This is a genomic window from Actinacidiphila yanglinensis (assembly GCF_900107965.1).
Classification (GTDB): Bacteria; Actinomycetota; Actinomycetes; order Streptomycetales; family Streptomycetaceae; genus Actinacidiphila; species Actinacidiphila yanglinensis.
Genome location: NZ_FNVU01000006.1, coordinates 77,538 through 99,382 on the forward strand (window position 1 = coordinate 77,538; position 21,845 = coordinate 99,382).

At 74.3% G+C, this 21,845-nt stretch carries 21 protein-coding genes; 7 read left to right on the plus strand and 14 right to left on the minus strand.

Annotation, left to right across the window (positions count from 1 at the left end):
* The first annotated feature begins 295 nt into the window (after positions 1–295).
* The 4 genes from C4U44_RS15385 to C4U44_RS15400 are packed head-to-tail and all read left to right on the plus strand — an operon-like array spanning position 296 to position 4,216.
* Positions 296–1,156, plus strand: coding sequence for an ABC transporter ATP-binding protein (locus tag C4U44_RS15385; protein WP_103886366.1), 861 nt, complete (start codon positions 296–298; stop codon positions 1,154–1,156).
* A complete protein-coding gene (locus C4U44_RS15390) occupies positions 1,156–2,514 on the plus strand; it encodes an FtsX-like permease family protein (RefSeq protein ID WP_103886367.1) in 1,359 nt (452 codons plus the stop codon). The genes C4U44_RS15385 and C4U44_RS15390 overlap by 1 nt, the downstream gene beginning before the upstream one ends.
* The gene (locus C4U44_RS42510) at positions 2,511–3,608 is read left to right on the plus strand and encodes a sensor histidine kinase (RefSeq protein WP_235032106.1); all 1,098 of its coding nucleotides are present in this window, start codon (positions 2,511–2,513) and stop codon (positions 3,606–3,608) included. The genes C4U44_RS15390 and C4U44_RS42510 overlap by 4 nt, the downstream gene beginning before the upstream one ends.
* Positions 3,560–4,216: a response regulator gene (locus C4U44_RS15400; RefSeq protein WP_103886368.1), complete on the plus strand. Its 657-nt coding sequence runs from the start codon at positions 3,560–3,562 to the stop codon at positions 4,214–4,216. The genes C4U44_RS42510 and C4U44_RS15400 overlap by 49 nt, the downstream gene beginning before the upstream one ends.
* 50 nt (positions 4,217–4,266) lie before the next feature.
* Here C4U44_RS15400 and C4U44_RS15405 read toward each other — a convergent pair whose 3' ends face one another.
* The 8 genes from C4U44_RS15405 to infC form a co-directional block, all read right to left on the minus strand.
* Positions 4,267–4,542: a DUF6480 family protein gene (locus C4U44_RS15405; protein WP_103886369.1), complete on the minus strand. Its 276-nt coding sequence runs from the start codon at positions 4,540–4,542 to the stop codon at positions 4,267–4,269.
* 179 nt (positions 4,543–4,721) lie between these two features.
* A complete protein-coding gene (gene pheT / locus C4U44_RS15410) occupies positions 4,722–7,259 on the minus strand; it encodes a phenylalanine--tRNA ligase subunit beta (RefSeq protein ID WP_103886370.1) in 2,538 nt (845 codons plus the stop codon).
* A complete protein-coding gene (gene pheS, locus C4U44_RS15415; RefSeq protein ID WP_103886371.1) occupies positions 7,259–8,380 on the minus strand; it encodes a phenylalanine--tRNA ligase subunit alpha in 1,122 nt (373 codons plus the stop codon). The genes pheT and pheS overlap by 1 nt, the downstream gene beginning before the upstream one ends.
* Before the next feature lie 191 nt (positions 8,381–8,571).
* On the minus strand, positions 8,572–9,744 hold the full coding sequence (locus C4U44_RS15420; protein WP_407642847.1) for a sensor histidine kinase: 1,173 nt from the start codon (positions 9,742–9,744) through the stop codon (positions 8,572–8,574).
* A 52-nt stretch (positions 9,745–9,796) separates the two neighbouring features.
* Positions 9,797–10,645 carry a TrmH family RNA methyltransferase gene (locus C4U44_RS15425; RefSeq protein ID WP_103886372.1) on the minus strand — a complete coding sequence of 283 codons (849 nt, stop codon included), beginning with the start codon at positions 10,643–10,645 and terminating at the stop codon, positions 9,797–9,799.
* A 257-nt stretch (positions 10,646–10,902) separates the two neighbouring features.
* The gene (gene rplT / locus C4U44_RS15430; RefSeq protein WP_103886373.1) at positions 10,903–11,286 is read right to left on the minus strand and encodes a 50S ribosomal protein L20; all 384 of its coding nucleotides are present in this window, start codon (positions 11,284–11,286) and stop codon (positions 10,903–10,905) included.
* A 98-nt stretch (positions 11,287–11,384) separates the two neighbouring features.
* Positions 11,385–11,579 (minus strand): 50S ribosomal protein L35, encoded by a 195-nt coding sequence (gene rpmI, locus C4U44_RS15435; protein ID WP_103886374.1) that lies wholly within the window; start codon positions 11,577–11,579, stop codon positions 11,385–11,387.
* A 132-nt stretch (positions 11,580–11,711) separates the two neighbouring features.
* Positions 11,712–12,368: a translation initiation factor IF-3 gene (gene infC, locus C4U44_RS15440; protein ID WP_103886711.1), complete on the minus strand. Its 657-nt coding sequence runs from the start codon at positions 12,366–12,368 to the stop codon at positions 11,712–11,714.
* Positions 12,369–12,733: 365 nt separating this feature from the next.
* Here infC and C4U44_RS15450 point away from each other — a divergent pair, with 365 nt between their 5' ends.
* Positions 12,734–13,114 carry a DUF1844 domain-containing protein gene (locus tag C4U44_RS15450; protein WP_103886375.1) on the plus strand — a complete coding sequence of 127 codons (381 nt, stop codon included), beginning with the start codon at positions 12,734–12,736 and terminating at the stop codon, positions 13,112–13,114.
* 55 nt (positions 13,115–13,169) lie between these two features.
* On the opposite strand, the gene C4U44_RS15455 is transcribed toward C4U44_RS15450, so the two are convergent.
* The 4 genes from C4U44_RS15455 to C4U44_RS15470 all read right to left on the minus strand — a co-directional run bounded on the left by C4U44_RS15455 (position 13,170) and on the right by C4U44_RS15470 (position 16,977).
* Positions 13,170–13,970: an MIP family channel protein gene (locus C4U44_RS15455; protein ID WP_103886376.1), complete on the minus strand. Its 801-nt coding sequence runs from the start codon at positions 13,968–13,970 to the stop codon at positions 13,170–13,172.
* A gap of 164 nt (positions 13,971–14,134) precedes the next feature.
* Positions 14,135–14,872, minus strand: coding sequence for an SseB family protein (locus C4U44_RS15460; protein ID WP_103886713.1), 738 nt, complete (start codon positions 14,870–14,872; stop codon positions 14,135–14,137).
* Between the two features lie 78 nt (positions 14,873–14,950).
* Positions 14,951–16,210, minus strand: coding sequence for a type VII secretion-associated serine protease mycosin (mycP, locus tag C4U44_RS15465; protein WP_103886377.1), 1,260 nt, complete (start codon positions 16,208–16,210; stop codon positions 14,951–14,953).
* Entirely contained in the window at positions 16,207–16,977 is a 771-nt protein-coding gene (locus C4U44_RS15470; RefSeq protein WP_235032107.1) for a hypothetical protein, read from the minus strand. Before C4U44_RS15470 ends, mycP begins: the two co-directional genes overlap by 4 nt.
* Positions 16,978–17,561: 584 nt before the next feature.
* Here C4U44_RS15470 and C4U44_RS15475 point away from each other — a divergent pair.
* Positions 17,562–18,767, plus strand: coding sequence for an amino acid deaminase/aldolase (locus C4U44_RS15475; protein WP_103886715.1), 1,206 nt, complete (start codon positions 17,562–17,564; stop codon positions 18,765–18,767).
* Between the two features lie 156 nt (positions 18,768–18,923).
* Here C4U44_RS15475 and C4U44_RS15480 read toward each other — a convergent pair whose 3' ends face one another.
* Positions 18,924–19,931, minus strand: coding sequence for a DUF2510 domain-containing protein (locus C4U44_RS15480; protein WP_103886378.1), 1,008 nt, complete (start codon positions 19,929–19,931; stop codon positions 18,924–18,926).
* Positions 19,932–20,029: 98 nt separating this feature from the next.
* A complete protein-coding gene (locus C4U44_RS15485) occupies positions 20,030–20,827 on the minus strand; it encodes a helical backbone metal receptor (protein WP_235032108.1) in 798 nt (265 codons plus the stop codon).
* Between the two features lie 96 nt (positions 20,828–20,923).
* On the opposite strand from C4U44_RS15485, the gene C4U44_RS15490 reads away from it, so the two are divergent.
* A complete protein-coding gene (locus C4U44_RS15490; protein ID WP_103886717.1) occupies positions 20,924–21,820 on the plus strand; it encodes a 5'-3' exonuclease in 897 nt (298 codons plus the stop codon).
* Positions 21,821–21,845: the final 25 nt, after the last annotated feature.

Consider the following 21,845-nt stretch of genomic DNA (forward strand, 5'->3'; position numbering starts at 1 on the left):
GGTCCGGGCGGGGCGCCGCGGTGCGGGGCGGCGGCTGCGCGGGGCCGCCCCCGCCGTCTCCCTGCTCGGTCTGCTCGTCCGCCACGTCCATGCTCCTCGCCGAGGTCCGTACCCTTCCGCTACGCACATATCACCTCATTCCCCCCTTCCGTTCCAGCAAGCAGACCGGCGGGACGGCGAAGGGTGGGGTTTTCTGTAGCACCGAAGCGGGATGCTGGCTTCATGTCGCCGCGCGTGCCCGGTCCGTAGCGTCGGACGCGACGGGAACACGGACTTCGAGGAGAGGTCGGAAACCATGCGTGGCAACGGGGTCGGTCCGCGGACGGCCGGTACGGCCGGTGCGGGAGGGAGCGGGCGCGAGGCGCTGCGGCTCTCGGCGGTGACGAAGGTGTACGAGGGCGCGGGGCAGCCGGTGACCGCGCTGGACGGCGTCTCGCTGTCCCTGGCGACGGGTACGTTCACCTCGGTGATGGGTCCGTCGGGCTCGGGCAAGAGCACCCTGCTCCAGTGCGCGGCCGGGCTCGACCGGCCGACCGCGGGGCGGGTGCTGGTGGGCGGCGACGAACTGCCGGGCGGCGGCGAGGCGGAACTGACCCGGTTCCGCCGGTCCCGGATCGGCTTCGTGTTCCAGGACTACAACCTGGTGCCGTATCTGACGGTGGCCCAGAACGTGGCACTACCGCAGCGGTTGGCGGGGCGGCGGTCGCGGCGCGGCGACGTGGCGGCGGTGCTGGACCGGCTCGGCATCGGCGAGCTGGCCGGGCGGCAGCCGGCCGAGCTGTCCGGCGGCCAGCAGCAGCGGGTGGCGATCGCCCGGGCGCTGGTCAGCCGGCCCGCGGTGCTCTTCGCCGACGAACCGACCGGCGCGCTGGACACCGCGAGTGGCCGGCAGGTGCTCGCCCTGCTGCGCGAGAGCGTCGAGCAGTTCGGGCAGACGGTGGTCATGGTCACCCACGACCCGGTCGCCGCCGCGTACGCGGGTCGGGTCCTCTTCCTGGCCGACGGCGCCCTGGTCGACGAGCTGCCCGACCCCGACGCGGCCGAGGTGGCCCGGCGGATGGCGCGGCTGGACGCAGGGGCGGCGGGCACGGGCTCGGGCTCGGGCTCGGACGGCAACGCCGAAGCGGTGCACGTCGGTTCGCAGGCGGTGGCGTGATGGCGACCGGACTGGCACGCGCCTCCGTACGGCACCGGCAGGGCGGCTGCACCGCCGGCTTCCTGTCGGTCTTCCTCGGCGCGGCGATCCTGATGGCGTTCGCGTCGATGCTCGACACCGCGGGCGGCCCGGGCGTGCACGGCACCGACCGGACCACGTTGACCATCATGGCCATGGTGGTCGGCGGCTGGGGGGCGATCGTGGTGGCGTCCGCGGTCGGCACCACCTTGGCGGTGGCCGCCCGGCAGCGCGCCTCCGAACTCGCGCTGCTGCGCAGCCTGGGCGCCACTCCGGGACAGGCGGTCCGGCTGGTGGTCGGCGAGGTGGCGCTGGTCGGCGTCGCGGGAGTGCTGGCCGCGATCCCGTTCGGCTACGGCGGCGGCTGCACGCTGCTGCGCATCCTCCAGGACACCGGGCAGGTGCACCACGGCGTCGGCTACCGCTTCGGCGCGGCGGCGCTCGCGGTCGGGGCGGGCGGCTGCCTGCTCGCCGCGCTGACCGCGGCCTGGGTCACCGCGCGGCGCGGCGCGCGCCGCCGGGTGCGGGACGCGCAGCTCGCCGCGGCCACCGGCGGGCGCCGGATCAGCCGGTTCCGGCTGGTCGCCGGGGTGCTGCTGGTGCTGGCCGGCGCGAACTGCGCGGTACTGACCGCCACCGTGATGGACGGCGGGAAGCTCCAGACGCAGTCCGTCGCGGGCGAGGGCGCGATCCTGTCCTCGATCGGCTTCGCGCTGCTGGCGCCGGTACTCCTTCGGGCATCAACCGCCGTGCTGGGCCCGGTACTTCGCGCCCTGGGCGCTCCCGGAGAGCTCGGCGTGCTGGGGGTGCGCCGGCGGTTCCAGCGGGCGGCGACCCCGATGATGCCGATCGTGGTGTGCACGGCGATCTCCGCCGGCACCCTGTCCATGCAGGCGACCTGGAACTCCGCGCATCCGGTGATGAACGCCGACGACAAGGGCACCGCGACGCTCAACTACGTGGTGGTCGGCATGATCGCGGTGTTCGCCGCGGTGATGCTGGTGAACCTGGTCGTGGCCGAAACCACCGCCCGGCGGCGGGAGTTCGCGCAACTGCGGCTGACCGGCGCGACCCCGCGGCAGGTGCTCCGGCTGGTCACCGCGGAGACCGTACTGACGCTGGTCACCGGGCTGCTGTTCGGCCTGCTCGCCTCACTCATGTCGATCGTGCCCTACAGTCTGGCCGTGACCGACAAGGCCCTGCCCGACGCCTCCTTCGCGATCTGCCCGGCCGTGGTGGCCGGGGTCGCGGTCCTGACCCTCGCCGCCGGGCTGGGCGCGGCCCGGCGATCCACCCGGGCCCCCGCCGTCGGGGTGCTGCGCGGAGCGGTGGCGTCGTGACCGCCGAGCAGGGCGGCCTGCGGCCGGGCGGGCGGCCGCGCCGCCTGCCCGGCTGGGGCACGCTGCTGCTGTGGCAGGACGCCGCCGCGGTCCTGGTCGGGCTCGCCGCCACCTTCGCGTGGACGGCGACCCGGCCGGCGTACTTCTGGCCGCGCTGGGTGTGGTTCGGGCTGGGCGTCGTCCTCGCCACGCAGTACGCCCTGCGCTGGGCGCTGGCCCGGCCGCCGCGCCCCGGCCGGGGCAGGGCGTTCACCGTGCAGGCCGCGCTGAGCGCGGTGTACGTCGCGCTGGACGTGACGGTGTGGGCGCTGTCCGGACGGGGCTTCTTCTGGCCGGTGTTCACCACCTCGGCGGTGGCGCTGGCCCTGCTCGCGCACGCCTGGTGGCTGCAGCGGATGCCGCCGGCCCGGGAGCGGGAGCTGACCGAGCGGGTGGCCGCTCTGCGCCGTACCCGCAGCGGCGCGCTGGACGTGCAGGCCGCCGAACTCAAGCGGATCGAGCGGGATCTGCACGACGGTGCGCAGGCCCGGATGGTGTCGCTGGCGATGAACCTCGGGCTGGCGAGCGAGCTGCTGTCGCGCGACCCGGACGCCGTGGCGGAACTCCTCGTGGAGGCCCGCGGCACCACCCTGACCGCACTGGAGGAGCTGCGCACCGTCATGGAGGGCATCCAGCCGCCGGTGCTCGCCGACCGCGGCCTCGTCGGCGCGGTCGAAGCGGTCGCCCTGGACCTGGCGCTGCCGGTGGAGGTGACCGCCGACGTGCCCGGCCGCCTGGCGGCCCCGGTCGAGTCGGCGGTCTACTTCGCGACCACCGAGTGCCTGGCCAACGTGGTCAAGCACGCCCGGGCCGCCCGCGCGTGGGTCGACCTGGTGCACCGTGCCGGTACCCTGACCGTCGTCGTCGGGGACGACGGCGCCGGCGGCGCCGCACCCGGTACCGGTACGGGGCTGCGCGGGGTGGCCCGCCGGCTGGAAGTGTTCGACGGCACCGTCTCAGTGGACAGCCCGCCCGGGGGCCCGACCCGGGTGACGATGGAGGTACCGTGCGCGTTGTCATCGCCGAAGACCTCGCCCTCCTCCGGGACGGCCTGACCCGGCTGCTGAGCGCGCACGGCTTCGACGTCGCCGGCGCGGTGGGCGACCCGGAGGCTCTGGCGGGGGTGCTGGACCGCGAGGAGGTCGACGTCGCGATCGTCGACGTCCGGATGCCACCCACCTTCACCAACGAGGGACTGGTCGCCGCTCTCCAGGCCCGGGAGAAGCGCCCCGGGTTGCCGGTGGTCGTGCTGAGCCAGTACGTCGAGCAGCTCTACGCCCGCGAGTTGCTGCGATCCGGCGAGGGCGCGATCGGCTACCTGCTCAAGGACCGGGTGGGCAACGTGCCCGATTTCGTGGAGACCGTACGGCAGGTGGCCGGCGGGGCGACGATCCTGGACCCCAAGGTGGTGGCCGCGATGGTCACCCGGCTCGGCGGCCACGAGCCGCTCGCCCGGCTCACCCCCCGCGAGCGCGAGGTCCTCTCCCTCATGGCCGAGGGCCGCTCCAACGCCGGGATCGGCGCCGCCCTGGTGATCACCGAGAACGCGGTGAGCAAGCACATCAACAGCATCTTCACCAAGCTCGACCTGCCGACCGCCCCCGACGACAACCGGCGCGTGCTCGCGGTCCTGCGCTACCTGCGCGACCCGAGCCACTCCTGAGCCCCGGGCTCGCGGCGTGCACGCGGGCGGTCACCGGCAGTCGCGGGCGCTCAGACCATCAGCTCGATCGCCCACCCGAGGAATCCCGCGACGAACAGCGCCACCACGATCATGATGAGGGTGATCGGCGCCGCGGCCCACCCCCGGCTGAGCGGTTCGCGCTCGGGTCCGTCCAGGTCGGAGACACCTGACTCCGCCGGCGGCATCTGCCCGGGGCGCTGGATGGCGTCCTCCGGAACGCTCAGGCCCTCGTCCGCCAGGTGCGGGTTCGGGGGCGCCTTCGCGGAAGGGTTCGGGCGGGAGTGGAGATGCGGGGTCGTCACCATGAGGGCGCTCCGATCGCTGCGACGCGGGGACCGTGAGCCCGACACCTACCCAATCCGGACATTACGAACCCGTCCCGCCGCCGGGCACGGGGGCCGGCCCCCACCCGGGCCGCTCCGGAGCCGGTCCGCCCTGGGCAGGGCCGCCCGCACCGGGAGAACCGGGCGGGCGGCCCGCACTCCTACCCGCGCAGGGTGGCGTCCGTGCGCTCCGCGGCGCGGGCGATCGCCGCGTCGCGAGCCGCCGAGGCGTCCTCGGCGGTGAGCGTGCGGTCCGGCGCCCGGAAGCGCAGCGCGTACGCCAGCGACTTACGCCCCTCACCGATCTGCGGCCCGGTGAAGACGTCGAAGAGCCGCAGCGACTCCAGGAGTTCGCCCGCCCCCTCGCGCAACGCCGCCTCGACCTCGGCGGCGGGGACATCGGCGGCGACCACGAGCGCGACGTCCTGCGTGGCCACGGGGAACGTGGACACGCGCGGCCCGCTGGGACGGTGGCCCGCCCCGGCGAACTCGATCACGTCGAGGTCGACCTCCATCGCGGCGGTCCGCTCGGGCACGCCGAGCGCCTTGGTGACCCGCGGGTGCAGCTCGCCGCCGTGCCCGACCCGCACCTCGGTGCCGTCACCGGCGACCGCGTAGAACGCGGCGCACCGGCCCGGGTGGTAGGGCGCGTGCTGGTCCTGACGCAGGATCAGCTCGACCCCGGCCTCGCGCGCGACCGTACGGGCCGCCTCGATCGCGTCGGCCCATCCGGCGGGGCGGCCGGCGCCCCACCAGCCGGCCGGCTCGCGGGCACCGGTGAGGACCACGGCGGCGTGCCGCGGCTGGTCGGGCAGCGCCGCCTTGAGCGCGGCGATCTCCTCGTCGGTGGGCCGGCGGTCCACCGGGGGGCGCGGCGGCGTGCCGGCGCCCTCGCGGGGGTGGAAGACCAGGCCGGTCTCGAAGAGCGCGAGGTCGTGACTGCCCCTCCCGTCGTTGCGGCGCAGGGTCGCGAGCAGCCCGGTCAGCAGGGTGGTGCGCAGCGCCGGCTCGTTGTCGGACAGCGGGTTGGCGAGGGTGACGACGCGGCGCCGCGGGTCGTCCGCGTCCAGGCCCAGCGCATCCAGGGCCTCGGTGCCGACGAACGGGTAGGCCGGCGCCTCCACGTAGCCGGCGCCCGCCAGCGCGCGGCCGATCCGGCGGCGCAGCCGCTGCGAGTCGGTCAGGCCGCGGCCGGCCGGCGGCCGCGGCAGGGTGGAGGGCAGGTTCTCGTAGCCCTCGAGCCGGATGACCTCTTCGGCGAGGTCGTTGGGGAAGGACAGGTCGGGCCGCCAGCTCGGAACGGTGACGATCAGGTCGTCCGAGCCGGTGACGTAGCAGCCGATCTGCTGGAGGCGGCGCACCACGGTCTCGCGGCCGTAGCGGGTGCCGGCGACGCGGTCGGGGTGGTCGGCGGCCATCGCGACGGTGCGCGGCTCGGCGGGCACCGCGATCTCGGTGACGCCGGGCTCGGCGGTGCCGCCGGCGAGCAGGACCAGCAGATCCACGGCGCGCTGCGCAGCGGCGGAGGTGGCCTGCGGGTCGGTGCCGCGCTCGAAGCGGCGGGACGCCTCGGAGCCGAGCTTGTGCCGGCGGGCGGTGCGCGCGATCGACACCGGGTCGAAGTGCGCGGCCTCGATGACGATCTCGGTGGTGCCCGCGCCGGCCTCCGGGCTCCCGTCGGCGCCGGGAACGCCCGCGTCGGCAATCTCGGTGTGCGCGCCGCCCATCACGCCGGCCAGGCCGATCGGCCCGGACTCGTCGGTGATGACCAGATCCTCGCCGTCCAGCACCCGCTCGACGCCGTCGAGGGTGGTCAGCTTCTCGCCGGGCGCCGCGCGGCGCACCCCGATCATGCCGTTCAGCCGGGTCCGGTCGTAGGCGTGCAGCGGCTGCCCGACCTCGAACATCACGTAGTTGGTGATGTCCACGGCGAGCGAGATCGGCCGCATGCCGACCTTCTGCAGCCGGCGCTGGAGCCAGATCGGCGAGCGCGCCTCGTGGTTGATGCCGGTGACGGTGCGGGCGGTGAAGCGGTCGCAGCCGGCCTCGTCGGTGACCTGCACCGGGTACCCGCCGGCCTTGGGCCCGGGCACGTCGATGAGGGCCGGGTCGCTCAGCGGCAGCCCGAAGGCGGTCGCGGTCTCACGGGCCACCCCGCGCAGCGACAGGCAGTAGCCCCGGTCGGGGGTGACGGCGATGTCGAGGACCTCGTCGACGAGTTCGAGCAGGCCGATCGCGTCGGTGCCGACCTCGTGCTCGGGCGGGAGCACCACGATGCCGTCGTGGTCGTCGCCCATGCCGAGCTCGCGGGCCGAGCAGATCATCCCGTGCGAGACCCTGCCGTAGGTCTTGCGGGCGGAGATCCGGAAGTCGCCGGGCAGCACGCCGCCGGGCAGGATCACCACGACCTTGTCGCCGACCGCGAAGTTGCGGGCGCCGCAGACGATCTCCTGCGGCTCGCCCGTCCCGTTGGCCTTGCCGACGTCCACCGTGCAGAACCGGATCGGCTTCTTGAAGCCCTCCAGTTCCTCGATGGTCAGCACCTGGCCGACCACCAGCGGTCCTTGCAACCCTTCGCCCACCTGCTCCACGGTCTCGACCTCAAGACCGGCGGAAATGAGCTTGGCCTGGACGTCGCGGCCGGCGGTGCCGGCCGGCAGGTCGACGTACTCCCGCAGCCAAGAAAGCGGGACCCGCATCAGATCTCCATCCCGAACGGAAGGGTGAAGCGCACGTCACCCTCGACGATGTCTCGCATGTCCTCGACGTTGTGGCGGAACATCAGCATCCGCTCGATGCCGAAGCCGAACGCGAAGCCGCTGTACTTCTGGGGGTCGACCCCGCAGGCGATGAGCACCTTCGGGTTGACGATGCCGCAGCCGCCCAGCTCGATCCAGCCCTCGGAGGAGCAGGTGCGGCAGGGGCGGTCGGGGTTGCCGACGGACTCGCCCCGGCAGACGTAGCAGAGCATGTCCATCTCGGCGGACGGCTCGGTGAAGGGGAAGTGGTTCGGCCGCAGCCGGGTCGTCATACCCTCGCCGAAGAGCGAGACCACCATGTGGTCCAGCGTGCCCTTCAGGTCGGCCATGGTCAGGCCCTCGTCCACCGCCAGCAGTTCCACCTGCCGGAATACCGGGGTGTGGGTGGCGTCCAGTTCGTCCGAGCGGTAGACGCGGCCGGGCGCGATCACGTAGACCGGCAGCTCGCGCTCCAGCAGCGAGCGGATCTGCACGCCGGAGGTGTGGGTGCGCAGCACCATGCCGCTGTCCTCGGACCCGTCGGCGGCGGCCACGAAGAAGGTGTCCTGCTCGCTGCGGACGGGGTTGTCCACCGAGATGTTCAGCGCGTCGAAGTTGAACCACTCCGCCTCGACCTCGGGGCCCTCGGCGACCTCGTAGCCCATGGCGACGAAGATGTCCTCGATACGGTCGCTGAGGGTGGCCAGCGGGTGCCGGGCGCCGGCCGTGGCCCGGCCGTAGGGCAGCGTGACATCGACCGCCTCCTCGACCAGCACCCGGGCGTCGCGCTCGGCCTCCAGCTCGCCCTGGCGGGCGGCGAGCGCCTTGTTGACCGCGCCGCGCGCCTGGCCGACCCGCTTGCCCGCCTCGGCCTTGGCCTGCGGCGGCAGCGCGCCGATCTCCCGGTTGGCCAGCGCCAGCGGCGAGCCGCCGCCGGCGTGGGCGGTCTTGACGTGGGCGAGCGCGTCCAGATCGGTGGCGGCCGCGATCGCGGCCAGCGCCTCGTCGCGCATCTGCTCGATCTGTTGCGGCTGCAACGCCTCGACCTCCACAGGGTCGTACGACTTGTTCGGTGCCGACATCTCTTCCCGTTCCGAATTCGGTGCTCATGGCGGTGACCCCGAGGCGGTGCCTCCGGGGGAGGATCTGCCCGACCGGACCCATGCCGAGGACCGAGTCTATCGGCCATGGCACACCCGCTCGGGTACAGGCGGTGGCGCCCGCCGGGGCGGCTCGACCGCGGTCTGCCCGGCCGGATGACGGCCGGTGGCCCTCAGGCCAGATACGCGGGGGCCCCGACGGGCAGGATAAATCGGAACTCGGCTCCGCCGTCGGGCGCGCGCCCGACGCTGATGGTGCCGCCGTGGGCCTCGACGATGCCCTTGACGATGTACAGGCCCAGGCCGGTGCCGCCGCGCTTGCTCCCCCGCCAGAAGCGGGTGAAGACGCGGCCCATCGACTCCTCGGGGATGCCGGGGCCTTCGTCGCTCACGGTGACTGCCGTGCCCTCCGTCGTACGATCGTCGTCGCCGCCGGTGCCGGCGGCGCGGGTCACCTCGATGGTGACAGTCCCGTCGCCGTGCCGCACCGCGTTTTCCAGCAGGTTGCCCAGGATCTGGTCGACCTTGTCCGGGTCGGCCCACAGCGCCGGCAGCGGCCCGCACACCCGCACCGCGAACCGCTCGGCGCTCTGCCCGGCCGCGACGTGGCCGTCGACGTGGTGGCGCACGGCCGCGACGATGTCCACCGGCTGGCGGCGGACCTCCAGACGGCCGGAGTCGATCCGGGAGATGTCGAGGAGCTCGGCGATCAGCCGGGTGACCCGGTTGGCGTCGGCGTCGACGGTCTCCAGCATCAGCTTCTTCTGGTCCTCGGTGAAGCGCTCCCACTTCGCCAGCAGCGTCGCGGTGAACCCCTTGACCGAGGTGAGCGGGGAGCGCAGCTCGTGCGCGACGGTTGCGATCAGCTCGGCGTGCGAGCGCTCGGTACGGCGCCGCGCCTCGGTCCCGCGCAGCGTGACCACCAGCCGGCGCACCGGCCCGCCGGGCTGAAGGCGCACGTACCGGGCCGACACCAGCACCTCGCGGCCGCCGGGCAGCAGCAGGTTGCGCTCGGGCTGCGCGACCCGGATCGCCAGTCCCCCGTACGGGTCGGTCAGCTGCCACCAGCGGCGGCCGTCCAGGTCCTCCAGGGGCAGCGCCTGGTCCACCGGGCGGCCGAGCACGTCGCTCGGGCACAGGGCGGTGATCCGGGCGGCCGCGGCGTTGAAGCAGATCACCCGGCCGTGCTCGTCGGCGACCACCAACCCGTCGGGCAGGTCGTCGGCGTCGATGCCCAGTGCGCCCAGCGCGCCGTCCGGCGACGGCGGTGCGGGCGGCTCGTGGCCGGGCGGAGGCACGGAGGCGGCCCAGTCCGCCGATGTCCCGCGCATGCCGTTCTGCGGCATCACGTCCAAGCCCGCCACCCCCCTCTCAGGGCCCCCAGGGCGGTCAACCCTACTAGCTCGGAGTGATGCCGCGGCACCCCGCGGGTGCGCGCTGCGCCCGCGCGGATGCGTACAGGCACACCGCGGCGGCGGTCGCGAGGTTCAGGCTCTCCGCCCGGCCGTGGATGGGCACCCGCACCACCTCATCAGCCAGCGCCCGGGTCTCCTCGGGCAGCCCCCACGCCTCGTTGCCGAACACCCAGGCGGTCGGCCCGAGCATCCGGCCCGCGTCGAGCTCGGCGTCCAGGTCCCGCTCCCCCGCGCCGTCCGCGGCCAGCACCCGTACGCCCTGCGCCCGCAGCCCCGCCACGGCCTCCTCGACCGGTACGCCCACCGCGACCGGCAGGTGGAAGAGGCTGCCCGCGGAGGCGCGTACGGCCTTCGGGTTGTACGGGTCGACCGACGCGTCGGTGAGCACCACCGCGTCCGCGCCGGCCGCGTCCGCGCAGCGCAGCACGGTGCCGGCGTTGCCCGGGTCGCGTACGTGCGCCAGGACCGCGACCAGCCGGGGCGCGGCGGCCAGCACCTGCTCGAAGGGGGAGTCGACGAACCGGCAGACCCCGATCAGGCCCTGCGGGGTCACGGTGTCGGACATCTCCGCGATCACCTCGGGAGTGGCGGTCAGGACGGGCGCGCCGACCGCACGGGCCGCCGCCACCACGTCCGCGTGCCGCTCGGCGGCCTCGGGCGTGGCGTACAGCTCCACCAGCGTCCGCCCCGCCTCTCCCCCGGCGTGCGCCACCGCCTCCCGCACCGCCTGCGGCCCCTCCGCGAGGAAGCGCCGCTCCTTCCCCCGGAACGAGCGCTTGGCGAGCCTGCGGGCCGCGGTCACCCGCGCGGAACGCACCGACGTCAGATCCATGGATGCGCTACTCACGCGACTACGCTACTTCCGCAAAAAAGGTCAGTGACAAAGGGCTGCGAGGCACTGCGCGAGAAGCCCCGCGGGCCACCGCGGAGGACGAGCCCCGAAGGGGCGCGGGGAACCGCGCGACAAGCCACCGCGGACCGCAAGGTCCCGTCACGCACCGAACGCCCCGCCCCGAGGGGCAAACACATACGTGGGCCCGCGGGCACCCCGCCCGCAGACCCACGTACACGGCTGAGCCCAGCGCAGCGTCACGCGGCCTTCGGCGCGTTGACGTCGGAGGGCAGTGCCTTCTGCGCGACCTCGACGAGCGCGGCGAACGCGGGCGCGTCGGTGACCGCGAGCTCGGCCAGGATCTTCCGGTCGACCTCGACGTTCGCGGCCTTCAGACCCTGGATGAAGCGGTTGTAGGTGATGCCGTTCGCACGGGCAGCGGCGTTGATCCGCTGGATCCAGAGCTGACGGAAGTCGCCCTTGCGCTTCTTGCGGTCGTTGTAGTTGTAGACCAGGGAGTGGGTGACCTGCTCCTTGGCCTTGCGGTACAGGCGCGAACGCTGACCGCGGTAACCGCTGGCCTGCTCAAGAATCGCCCGGCGCTTCTTCTGGGCGTTGACTGCCCGCTTGACGCGTGCCACTTGATAACTCCTTCTAGGGGACCGCGGTGCTGGTCACGCGGTCCGAAAGCGATGGGGGTCCCGGATCGGACCGCGCGCCCCGGTCGGGGGCGCGCAGGTCACTTGCCGAGAAGCTTCTTGATCTTCTTGGCGTCGGCCGGGGCCACCTCGACGGTGCCGGTCAGGGCGCGCGTCTTGCTGGACGGCTTGTGCTCCAGCAGGTGGCGCTTGCCCGCGCGCTCGCGGAGCACCTTGCCGGAGCCGGTGATCTTGAAGCGCTTGCTCGCACCACTGTGGGTCTTGTTCTTCGGCATGGCGCCGTGGTCTCCTCGTCGCTGGCCCTCCCGGGCGCCCGGTGAGGGCGTACGGGGAGCGTCAGTCCTGCTATTACCACCCGAAGCCGCCCGGTTCTGCGGCGGTTTCGGGGTACTTCTCGGGCTGCGGCGTCAGCCGGCGTCGGCCGGGGCCTCGAACGACTCCTCCGCGTCGGCGGTGTCGCCGTCGGCGGTGTCATCGTCGTCCGCGGCGTCGCCCTGGCGGCCCGCCTTGCGAGCTGCCTGGGCCTCGCGGGCCTCGGCCATGGCCTCGGTCTTCTTCTTGTGCGGACCGAGGACCATGATCATGTTGCGGCCGTCCTGCTTCGGGTTCGACTCGATGAACCCGAGGTCCTGGACGTCCTCCGCGAGCCGCTGGAGCAGGCGGTAACCCAGCTCCGGACGGGACTGCTCACGGCCGCGGAACATGATCGTGATCTTGACCTTGTCGCCCTGCTTGAGGAACCGGACGACGTGACCCTTTTTGGTGTCGTAGTCGTGCGGGTCGATCTTCGGCCGGAGCTTCATCTCCTTGATGACCGTGTGCGCCTGGTTCTTGCGCGCCTCACGGGCCTTCATGGCCGACTCGTACTTGAACTTCCCGTAGTCCATGAGCTTGCACACGGGCGGACGGGCGTTCGCCGCGACCTCGACCAGGTCGAGGTCGTATTCCTGCGCGAGTTCCAGGGCCTTGGCAAGCGGCACGATGCCGACCTGCTCGCCACTGGGACCGACAAGTCGCACCTCGGGAACGCGAATCCGGTCGTTGATGCGGGGCTCGGCGCTGATGGGGCCTCCTCGGTTGCACCACGCGACTGACTGGCCGACAGCCGCGCTCTGGGTCGTCTCTCTCGTACTACCCTGTGCGTCGGTTCCGAGCGACAAAAAACGCCCCGTACGGCACACAGGCGGGCTCCTCACAACCGGGAGCACCGCCGCGTTATTCCGCGGGGCGCATCGGACGGCGGAAGCCGGGCGCTGACGCGCCGGCCGGAGCCGTCTGACCGGGACCCGTCGGCCAGGGGCCGAACAGGTGGGAGATCGGAGCCTCCACTTGATGGCCGGGCACGCGAATGTCCGACCGGTCGTTCACTAAGCATAGCAGTGCGGACCCTGGGGCCGTAATCGGCCGGACGGGGCATATCGTTGCGGCCATGAGCGACGCACCGGTCCCCACTCCCGCCTCCTCCCCCACCCCGGGCCCCGACTTCGACGACATGACCCGCGACATCGCGGACGTCCCGGCGGTGGAGGTGATCACCACGGTCGCCGTCCACCTGATGAGCGCCGCCGCGGTGAACCTGGGCCTGGCCGAGGAGGGCGACCAGCACAAGGACCTCGACGAGGCCCGCAAGCTCATCCAGGCGCTGGCCGGGCTGGTCTCGGCGAGCGCGACCGAGATCAGCTCCTTCCACGCGGCGCCGCTGCGGGACGGTCTCAAGTCGCTGCAGCTCGCCTTCCGCGAGGCGTCCCTGGTCCCGGACGAGCCCGGCCAGGGCCCGGGCGAGAAGTTCACCGGCCCGGTCTACGGCTAGGCTCCGTCTGCCGCTGACGAGCGCGGGGTTTCCCGCTGACGAGCGCGCCGGCCCGTCAGGCGTCGCCCTCCTTCGTGCGGGCGGCGCTCTCGGCGTCGACCGCGGCGGCGCGGGCGGCCTTCGCCGCCGCCATCGCCGGGTGGGTCGCCTGGTAGACCAGCGCCGCCACCGCGGCGCCGACCAGCGGGGCCACCAGGAAGAGCCAGACCTGGGTCAGGGCGGGACTGCCCGCGAACAGCGCCGGGGCGAGACTGCGGGCCGGGTTGACGCCGGTGCCGGTGAGCGGGATGCCGATCAGGTTGACCACGGCCAGCGACAGGCCGATCGCCAGGCCGTCGAAGCCGACCACCGCGATCTTCTGTGTCACCGCGAGCATGACGAAGACCACCAGGAAGGTCAGGATCAGCTCGGTGACGAACGCGCCGAAGATGTTGATGCCGACCGCCGAGCGGGTCCCGTAGCCGTTGGTGCCGAAGGCGCCGTGCCGGTGGAAGCCCGGGACCTGCTCGGAGACCAGCAGCAGGAGCGCGGCGCCCACGATCGCGCCGAGGAACTGCGCGACCCAGTACTCGATCGCGGCGCGCAGCTCCATCCGCCGCGCCAGCAGCATGCCGAGCGTCACGGCCGGGTTGACGTGGCTGCCGGAGATCGGCCCGATCGCATACGCGACGACGAGCAGGACGAAGCCGAAGGTCAGCGAGATGCCGAGGGTGCCCAGGTACGCGCCGGACAGGACCGCGGCGCCGACCGCGAAGAAGACGAGCACGAGCGTGCCGAGGAACTCGCAGATGAGGACGCGCGTGTCCGTGGGGCGGTAGTTCTTCAGGTCCGCCGCGGTGATTGTTCGCCGGTCCATCGGGCCTCCTCGAAATGATCAACCCTTGCCCTTGCATTGTGGGCTCAACGGGTGATTCGCACATCTCGGGACATATACGACGCCGGAACGGGATCGCGGGCCGGCCGTACGGCGGCCGTACGGCGGCCGTGCGAAGGCGGTGAGAGGGCGGGCCGCTCCGGCGGTCAGCGGACGAAGAGGGACTCCCCGGGCGGGGTCGCCCGCGGCGGGAGCAGCGCCAGGTCGAGGCCCTGCAGCAGAGCCGCGCGCAGCGTCTCGTCCGAGGCCAGGGCCGTGGCCACGCGGTTGGCGGCGGCCGACGCGTCCGCGCCCTCGGCCAGCACCAGGGTCAGGGTGCCGTCGCTGCCCGGGCCGCCGGGAGTGAGGTGGGCGCGGGCGATACCCGGCTCGGCGGCGACCGCGGCGGCCAGCGCGGCCCGCACCTCCGGGTCGGCCAGCGGCTGCGTACGGGCCGGGCCGGCCGCGGCGGCGCGCAGGGCGGCACCGGTCAGCTCGTAGGCCACCGGTCCGGCCAGGTCGATCAGCAGCGTGTCCGCCTTCTCGTGCACGAGGGCCTGGAGTGCCTGGTGCAGCGGTACGGCCACGGGGCGGGCGTCCGCGCGCCACTGCGCCAGCGCCGTGGTCGAGGTGAAGGCGGGCAGCGCCTTGCGGCCGTCCGGCGCCTGGATGGTGGGCACCGCCATGTCGCTGCTCTTCTCGCGGGCCAGGCCGTCGGGCCCGGTCTCGGCCTCGCCGAGCACCGCGACGACCGGGACGAGCAATCGCGCGCCGTGCAGCGCGGCGACCACGTCGGCGTCCGACGCCTCGCCCACCGCGTACGCCGCCAGGGCTTCGGTCAGTGCCGCGTCCGCCGACCCGTCGTCCTCCGCGAAACCGGGGTCCGGAATGCTCTTCGCTGCCACCACGGCACCCTATCCGGCGCCGACTGCCCGGCTCCGGCCGGGCGCCCGCGGGGCGGTCCCCTGCCGGCAGCGCCCCGATCAGCGGGTGCGGCGGACCCGGAAGTAGAGCAGGGCCGCCACGGCGATCAGGGCGGCGCCGATCGCGGCGAAGGTGGTGGCCGCGCCGTTGGCGAGGAGCTGGGAGGAGGACGGGGCGACCGGGGTGGTCGGACCGGGGGCGAAGTAGGCGTGCGGGTAGGCCGCCGGGACGGGCTGGACCGGTGCCGGCTTGAGCTTCCCGGCCGCCGCGAGCGCGGCCGCCGGGTCGATCAGGCCGGTGCCGACCTCGTCGTTGCGCCCGCCCTTCGGCTTGTCCCGCGTGGTGTCCTCCAGCACCTGCTTGACCTGGAGCGGGCTGAGCTTGGGGTACGCGGACCGGATGAGCGCGACCGCCCCGGAGGCGTACGCGGACGCCGCGCTGGTCCCCCACCCGCTGTAGTAGGTCCGGTCCGGGTCGGCGATGACCACCTCGACGCCGGGCGCGGACACGGAGGCGTACCAGCGGTGCGTGGAGAAGGAGGCATGCTCCCCGCGCTGGTCGACCGCAGCGACGGCGATCACCCCGGGGTAGGCGGCGGGATAGGAGGAGCGGTCGGCGGCGTCACCGCCGTTGCCCGCGGAGGCGACGACCACGACGCCCTTGCTCAGCGCGTAGCGGATCGCGTCGTCCTCGGCGGCGACCGGGGCCGCGGTGGCGCTGTCGTCGCCGAGCGAGAGGTTGATGACATCGGCGCCGTGGTCGACCGCCCAGCGGATGCCGGCCGGCAGGGCGTCGCCGCGCTTGGTCCTGGCCCGCTGCCGCTGCGGGTCCTTGTCCTCGAGGATCACCCGGACCGGCAGGATGCGGGCCTGCGGGGCGATGCCGAGCACGCCGTCGCCGTCGCCGGGGCCGTGCCCGTGACCGGCGATGATCGCGGCCATCCCGGTGCCGTGCTTGGCCCACACCGAGTCGCCGGGCTTGGCGCCGAAGCCGACCTCGTCCTTGCCCTGGAGCACCTGGCCGGTGAGGTCGGGGTGGGTCGGGTCGACCCCGGTGTCGAGGACCGCGACGGTGACGCCCGCGCCTTTCGTGGTCCGCCACGCCTGCTGGGCGTGCAGCGCGGACAGCGCCCAGTCGGAGGCGCGCGCACTGTCCGCGGCAGCGGGCGCGGCGGACAGCGCGACCGTCGTGCCCGCGACCGCGAGCGCGGCGAGGGCGCGGACGGCGGGGCCGGTACCGCGCCGGCGGCGACGGTTCGCCGCGGCGGGCGTGGCGGAGCGCGGTGCGGGCACGGGGGCGGGTTCGCGGGCGGGGGTCATCCGTGGTGCTCCGAGCCGGTGGTCGGCGGGTGGAGGAGGGCGGTGACGGCCGCGTGCACGCGGTCGTCGACGGCGGAGGCGAGGCCGCTGGAGTCGAACCCGAGACCGGCCTGTGCCGGTGCGGTGGTGGCGCCCGGGGCGTCGGCCTTGTCCGCGGGCTGCGGCTGGGGGACGGTGCGGCCGTCGGCGAAGCCGCTGACCGCGTAGACGACGAACGGCAGGTCCGCGGAGACCTGGACGTCCCAACTGCCGCGCTGGTGCGTACCGAAGTGCGCGGACGGGGTGCCGGGGAAGGCCACCGGCCTGGGCATCAGGTCGATGCGCTCGCCGAGTTTCTGCGCGCTCCACCGCTTGTTGAGCGCGCTCATCGCCGGGGCCTGGCCGGAGGCGACGACCAGGCCGACCGTGGTGACGGTGGTCGACGTGCTGTCGACGTACGTGGCGCGCAGCAGCCGGGCGCAGCCGGCCGGCGCCAACACCTGCTGCAGCAGCGGGTCGAAGGCGCCCGTGCAGCCCGCGGGCGCGGCGACGCCGAGCCGGGTCCAGGAGCGGTCGGCGCCGCCGGGCCCGCCGTCCTTCGCGGTGAGGGTGGGCGGGAAGAGCTTGTCCACCGGGGTGTTGCGCCAGACGTCGCGGGCCTGCGCGAACGCCTGGGGGCTGCCGTCGGCCACCGGCGCCGGGCGGCTCGGGCCGTGCGTGATGACGGCGCCCGCGACGGCGCCGCCGACCAGGCCGAGCCCGACCACCAGGCATGCGGCGGCCAGCACCAGCCGGCCGCGTGGAGCGGGCCGGCGAACGGACGGGGGTACGGCCGGGGCCCGGGGCGGGGCGACCGGCGCGGCCGGCGCTTCCGGGAACGGGCGGGCAACAGGCGCCGGGGGCACGGGCGGTGCGGGCGGCACGAAGGCCGGGCGCGCCGGGGCCGGCGGCATCGCCGAGCTCGCGGCGGCGTTCGGCGGCGCGGCCGGTGCGGGGACGGAAGGCGGTCCGGCGGGCGGGGGCGGGGCCCCGATCGTCGGGGCGGTGCGCGGCGCCTCCGGAGGCAGGGGCTGCACGGGGGGCCGCGGCGGCGCGGCGGGCGGCGGAGGCGTGACCGGGGTCCCCTGCGCGGGCCGGCCGGACCGGCCGGGCGGCAGCGGGGGTTCGGCCGGGCGCCCGGCATGCGGATGGAGGGTGGGGAAGGAAGCGGGCGGGGTGCTTCCGTTGTCCACTCCGGTGCTCACCGGCGCTCCCTCGTGACCGTTCCCGTTCAATGTGCGCGTCACTCTACGGGGTCGGCGCGTCGTGCGGTGGCCACGGGGCGGGAGCGAGGGGGCTACCGCGCGGTATGTCCGTCTGGCAGGCTGCGTACATGGCCCAACGCACTGGTGATCGGGCCCGGTTCGACCGGGCCACCGCGCATCTGGAGGCCCCGCTGGCGATCGTCGACCTGGACGCTTTCGACGCGAATGCCGCGGACCTGGTCCGGCGGGCGTCCGGGAAACCGATCCGGGTCGCCTCGAAGTCGGTGCGCTGCCGCGCGCTGCTCGAACGCGTCCTGGCCCGCGACGGTTTCGAGGGCATCATGTCCTTCACCCTCGCCGAGTCGCTGTGGCTGGCCCGCACCGGGTTCACCGACATCCTCACGGCGTACCCGTCCGCCGACCGCGAGAGCTTCGCCGAGCTGACCGCCGACCCGAAACTGGCGCGGACGGTCTCGGTGATGGTCGACGACGCCGCGCAACTCGACCTGATCGACGCGGCGCGCGGCGCGGGCGGCACCGAGACGGTCCGGGTCTGCCTGGAACTCGACACCAGCCTGCGGAAGTTGGGCGGCCGGGTGCGGATCGGCGCGCTGCGCTCGCCGCTGCACTCGCCGGAGCGGATGGCCGAGACCGCCCGCGCGGTGCAGGCCAGGCCGGGGTTCCGGGTGGTCGGGATCATGGCCTACGAAGGGCACATCGCGGGCGTCGGCGACTCGGTCAGGGGCCGCCCGGCGCGGTCGCTGGCCATACGGCTGATGCAGTCCACCGCCCGCCGGGAGCTGGCGGCCCGCCGCGCGGAGGCGGTGCGGGCGGTGCGGGCGGTCGTGCCCGACCTGGAGTTCGTCAACGGCGGCGGCACCGGCAGCGTGCAGAGCACCGCGGCGGAGAACGCGGTCACCGAGATCGCGGCCGGCTCCGGCCTCTACCAGCCGCGGCTGTTCGACAACTACTCCGCCTTCCAGGGCCGCCCGGCGGCGCTGTTCGGGCTGCCCGTGGTGCGCCGCCCCGGCGTCGGCGTGGTCACGGTGCTCGGCGGCGGCTATCCCGCCTCGGGCGCGCCGGGCCCGGACCGGCTGCCGGTGCCGTACCTGCCGGAGGGGCTGCGCTACGACGCGCAGGAGGGTCCCGGCGAGGTGCAGACGCCGCTGCTCGGCTCGGCCGCCGACGACCTGCTGATCGGTGACACGGTGTGGTTCCGGCACGCGAAGGCGGGCGAGCTCTGCGAGCGCTTCGCCCGGTTGCATCTCGTCGAGGGGGACCGGGTGGCCTCGGAGGTGCCGACGTACCGCGGCGAGGGCCGGACGTTCCTGTGAGCGGCCTCCTGTGAACGGCACGGTGGCGGTTCCCCGTCCGGCCGGGGAACCGCCACCGTAAGGCCGACTTGAGCGGCCCGGGCTGTCAGATGCCCGGGCCGTCGGCCGCTCAGGCGTGCGCTTGCTCGGGTGGGGCGGCCGTGCGGGTGCGCCGGCTCAGACCCCGGTACCGCCGGAACCGCTGCCGGAACTCCCGCCGGTGGAGTCGGCCTTGATGCCCTGGGTGATCTGGTCGATGACCGCGGGCTTGGGCGCCTTGCCGGAGATGTCGAAACCGAAGCGGACCACGACGATCTGGTTGCTGACGCTCGGCGACGGGAAGGCCAGCGACTCGACGTACCCGTCCGTGCCGGACTTGGTGCTGACCTTCCAGCGGACCAGGTAGCCCTTCTGCCCGGCAACCGTGACCGCCTTGGACTCCACCTCCTGGTGCGAGGTGGTCGCGCCGTAGGTGCTCGCGCCGTAGGAACTGGACGCGTTGCCCTTGATGTCCTCCTTGGCGACGCCCTCGGCCGTGGTCGCGGTGAGCTTCAGCGCCTTGGCGGGCTCGGAGTACGCGCCGCCGAGCGAGCACTCCTGGTCGCCGCTCGTGTCGTTCGGGCAGGTGTAGGAGCCGGTGGAGATGCTGGCGCTGCCGTCCTGCGCGGTGCCGCCGGTCCAGCCGTCCAGCAGGGGCAGGCTGATGCCGTCGACGATGTCGACCGCCGGCCCGTCGGAGGGGCCGGCCGGGCCGCCGGGGTTGCTCGGGTCGTCCGGGTTCTGCGACTGCGGGTTCTGCGGGTTCTGCGGCTGGCCGCTGCGACCGGGCAGCGTCACGCTCGGGCTGCTCTTCTTGTCCGCCGAGTCGTCGCCGTTGTTGCCCACCGCGACGACCGCGGCGACGATGCCGCCGATGACGACGAGCGCGACCACGATGGCGATCGCCACGGTGCGCGGGCGCCTGGGGCCGCCGCCGGGCGAGCCTATGACGTCACCCGAGGGATACGGCGGGTACGAGGGCTGGCCGCCGAAGGGCTGCTGCCCGTTCGCGGGGACGCCGGCCGGCACGGGTGCCGTCCTGGTGTACTCCGTCCACGTGTTCCCGTCCCACCAGCGTTCCAGGGCGGGGCCGTTGCCTGTGTGCCCGGGCTCTGGGTACCAGCCGGGCGGGGTCGTCGTCGTCACGGCGTCACCTTATGACCCCAGCATGAGAATCCCGTAAGCACGGGGGTCACATCCAGGTCACACCGCGACCCGGCCGGCTTTCCGCGCGACGGCGCCGCTCACGGCCGCTGCCCCGGGTGCGCCGCACGCGCCGCGCGCAGGGCCGCGCCGAGGACGGCGGGCGCCTCGGCCAGCGAGAGGCCGTACCAGGTCAGGTGCCGTCCGCTGACCAGCGCGGCGGGCAGCGCCGGGAACGCCTCGGGGCCGTCCTCGGCGGTGAACCGGTAGGGCTCGTCCGGCAGCACGACGAGGTCGGTGGCGGGCAGATCGGCCGGATCGAAGCGCGGGTAGCGCTCGGTGTGGCCGGCCAGCACGTGGTCGACCCCGAGGCGGGCGAGCAGGTCCCCGGCGAAGGTGTCACGGCCGAGCGCCATCCAGGGGCGCCGCCAGACGGGGACGATCGCGCGGCTGCGTGCACCGGGGTCGGCGCCGCCGACCGCGTACGGGCGCGCCGGGGGCAGGTCGCGCCACGCCGCCTCGGCCGCGTCGAGCCAGTCCGGCCGGCGCAGCCCGCACCCGTCGACGAGCACCCGGCGCAGTTCGGTGAGGGCCTGCGGCAGCGAGCGCACCTCGGTGACCAGGACCCGCAGGCCGGCCGCGCGCAGGGCGTCGAGGTCCGGCGGGCGGTTCTCCTCCTCGTTGGCGATCACCAGATCGGGGGCGAGGGCGGTGATCGCGGCCACATCGGGGTTCTTCGTGCCGCCGATCCGCGCGACGTCCAGGCCCGCCGGGTGGGTGCACCAGTCGGTGGCGCCGACGAGCAGGCCGGGCGCGGTGACGGCCACGGCCTCGGTCAGGGACGGCACCAGGGACACCACGCGGCGCACCGCCGGGCGGATCGGGGTCTGCTCGGTCACCGTCCCACGGTACGGCGGGCTGTCGGTGCGGCGTGCCATGCTGGCCGCGTGACGAACGAGAAGCCCGACGGCGGCAACCGCACCGGCGGTGACCTGCTGCTGCTCGACACCGCCAGCCTCTACTTCCGCGCGTACTTCGGGGTCCCGGAGTCGGTGCGGGCGCCCGACGGCACCCCGGTCAACGCGGTGCGCGGCCTGATCGACTTCATCGCCCGGCTCGTCACCGACCACTCCCCCGCCTCGCTGGTGGCCTGCATGGACGCGGACTGGCGGCCCCAGTGGCGGGTGGACCTCATCCCCTCCTACAAAGCGCACCGGGTCGCCGACCCCGCGGCCGGTACCGAGGAGGTGCCCGACACGCTCTCCCCGCAGGTCCCGGTGATCGAGGCGGTGCTCGACGCGGTCGGCATCGCCCGGGTCGGCGTGCCCGGCTACGAGGCGGACGACGTGATCGGCACCCTCGCCACCGCCGCGGCCTCGCCGGTGGCGATCGTCACCGGCGACCGCGACCTGTTCCAACTCGTGGACGACGCACGGCGGGTGCGGGTGCTGTACCCGCGCAAGGGCGTCGGCGACTGCGACGTGATCGACGCGGGGGCCATCGAGGCGCGCTACGGAGTGCGGGCGAGCCAGTACGCCGACTTCGCCGCCCTGCGCGGCGACCCGAGCGACGGCCTGCCCGGGGTCAAGGGCATCGGCGAGAAGACCGCGGCGGAGCTGATCACCCAGTACGGCGACCTCACGGCCGTCCGGGCCGCGGCGGCCGAGCCGTTCTCCAAGCTGACCCCGGCCCGGCGCCGGAACATCACGGCCGCCTCGGCGTACCTCGACGTCGCCCCGCGGGTGGTGCGGGTCGCGACCGACGTCCCGCTGCCCGCCGGCCTCGACCCCGTCCTGCCCTCCCGGCCGGCCCATCCCCGGGTCCTGTCGGACCTCGCCGAGCGGTGGGGGCTGGGCAGCCCGCTGTCCCGCCTGCTCGCCGCGCTGGCCTGAGGCTCCCGGGCGGGCGGGGCACCCG

Excerpts from the sequence above, each read along its gene's own strand:
- mycP (WP_103886377.1), bottom strand. The coding sequence starts at position 16,210 with ATGACCCCCGCCCGCGAACCCGCCCCCGTGCCCGCACCGCGCTCCGCC.
- C4U44_RS15385 (WP_103886366.1), top strand. The coding sequence starts at position 296 with ATGCGTGGCAACGGGGTCGGTCCGCGGACGGCCGGTACGGCCGGTGCG.
- C4U44_RS15425 (WP_103886372.1), bottom strand. The coding sequence starts at position 10,645 with ATGGATCTGACGTCGGTGCGTTCCGCGCGGGTGACCGCGGCCCGCAGG.
- pheT (WP_103886370.1), bottom strand. The coding sequence starts at position 7,259 with ATGCGGGTCCCGCTTTCTTGGCTGCGGGAGTACGTCGACCTGCCGGCC.
- C4U44_RS15450 (WP_103886375.1), top strand. The coding sequence starts at position 12,734 with ATGAGCGACGCACCGGTCCCCACTCCCGCCTCCTCCCCCACCCCGGGC.
- C4U44_RS15475 (WP_103886715.1), top strand. The coding sequence starts at position 17,562 with ATGGCCCAACGCACTGGTGATCGGGCCCGGTTCGACCGGGCCACCGCG.
- pheS (WP_103886371.1), bottom strand. The coding sequence starts at position 8,380 with ATGTCGGCACCGAACAAGTCGTACGACCCTGTGGAGGTCGAGGCGTTG.
- C4U44_RS15420 (WP_407642847.1), bottom strand. The coding sequence starts at position 9,744 with ATGCCGCAGAACGGCATGCGCGGGACATCGGCGGACTGGGCCGCCTCC.
- C4U44_RS15455 (WP_103886376.1), bottom strand. The coding sequence starts at position 13,970 with ATGGACCGGCGAACAATCACCGCGGCGGACCTGAAGAACTACCGCCCC.
- C4U44_RS15390 (WP_103886367.1), top strand. The coding sequence starts at position 1,156 with ATGGCGACCGGACTGGCACGCGCCTCCGTACGGCACCGGCAGGGCGGC.
- rpmI (WP_103886374.1), bottom strand. The coding sequence starts at position 11,579 with ATGCCGAAGAACAAGACCCACAGTGGTGCGAGCAAGCGCTTCAAGATC.
- C4U44_RS15405 (WP_103886369.1), bottom strand. The coding sequence starts at position 4,542 with ATGGTGACGACCCCGCATCTCCACTCCCGCCCGAACCCTTCCGCGAAG.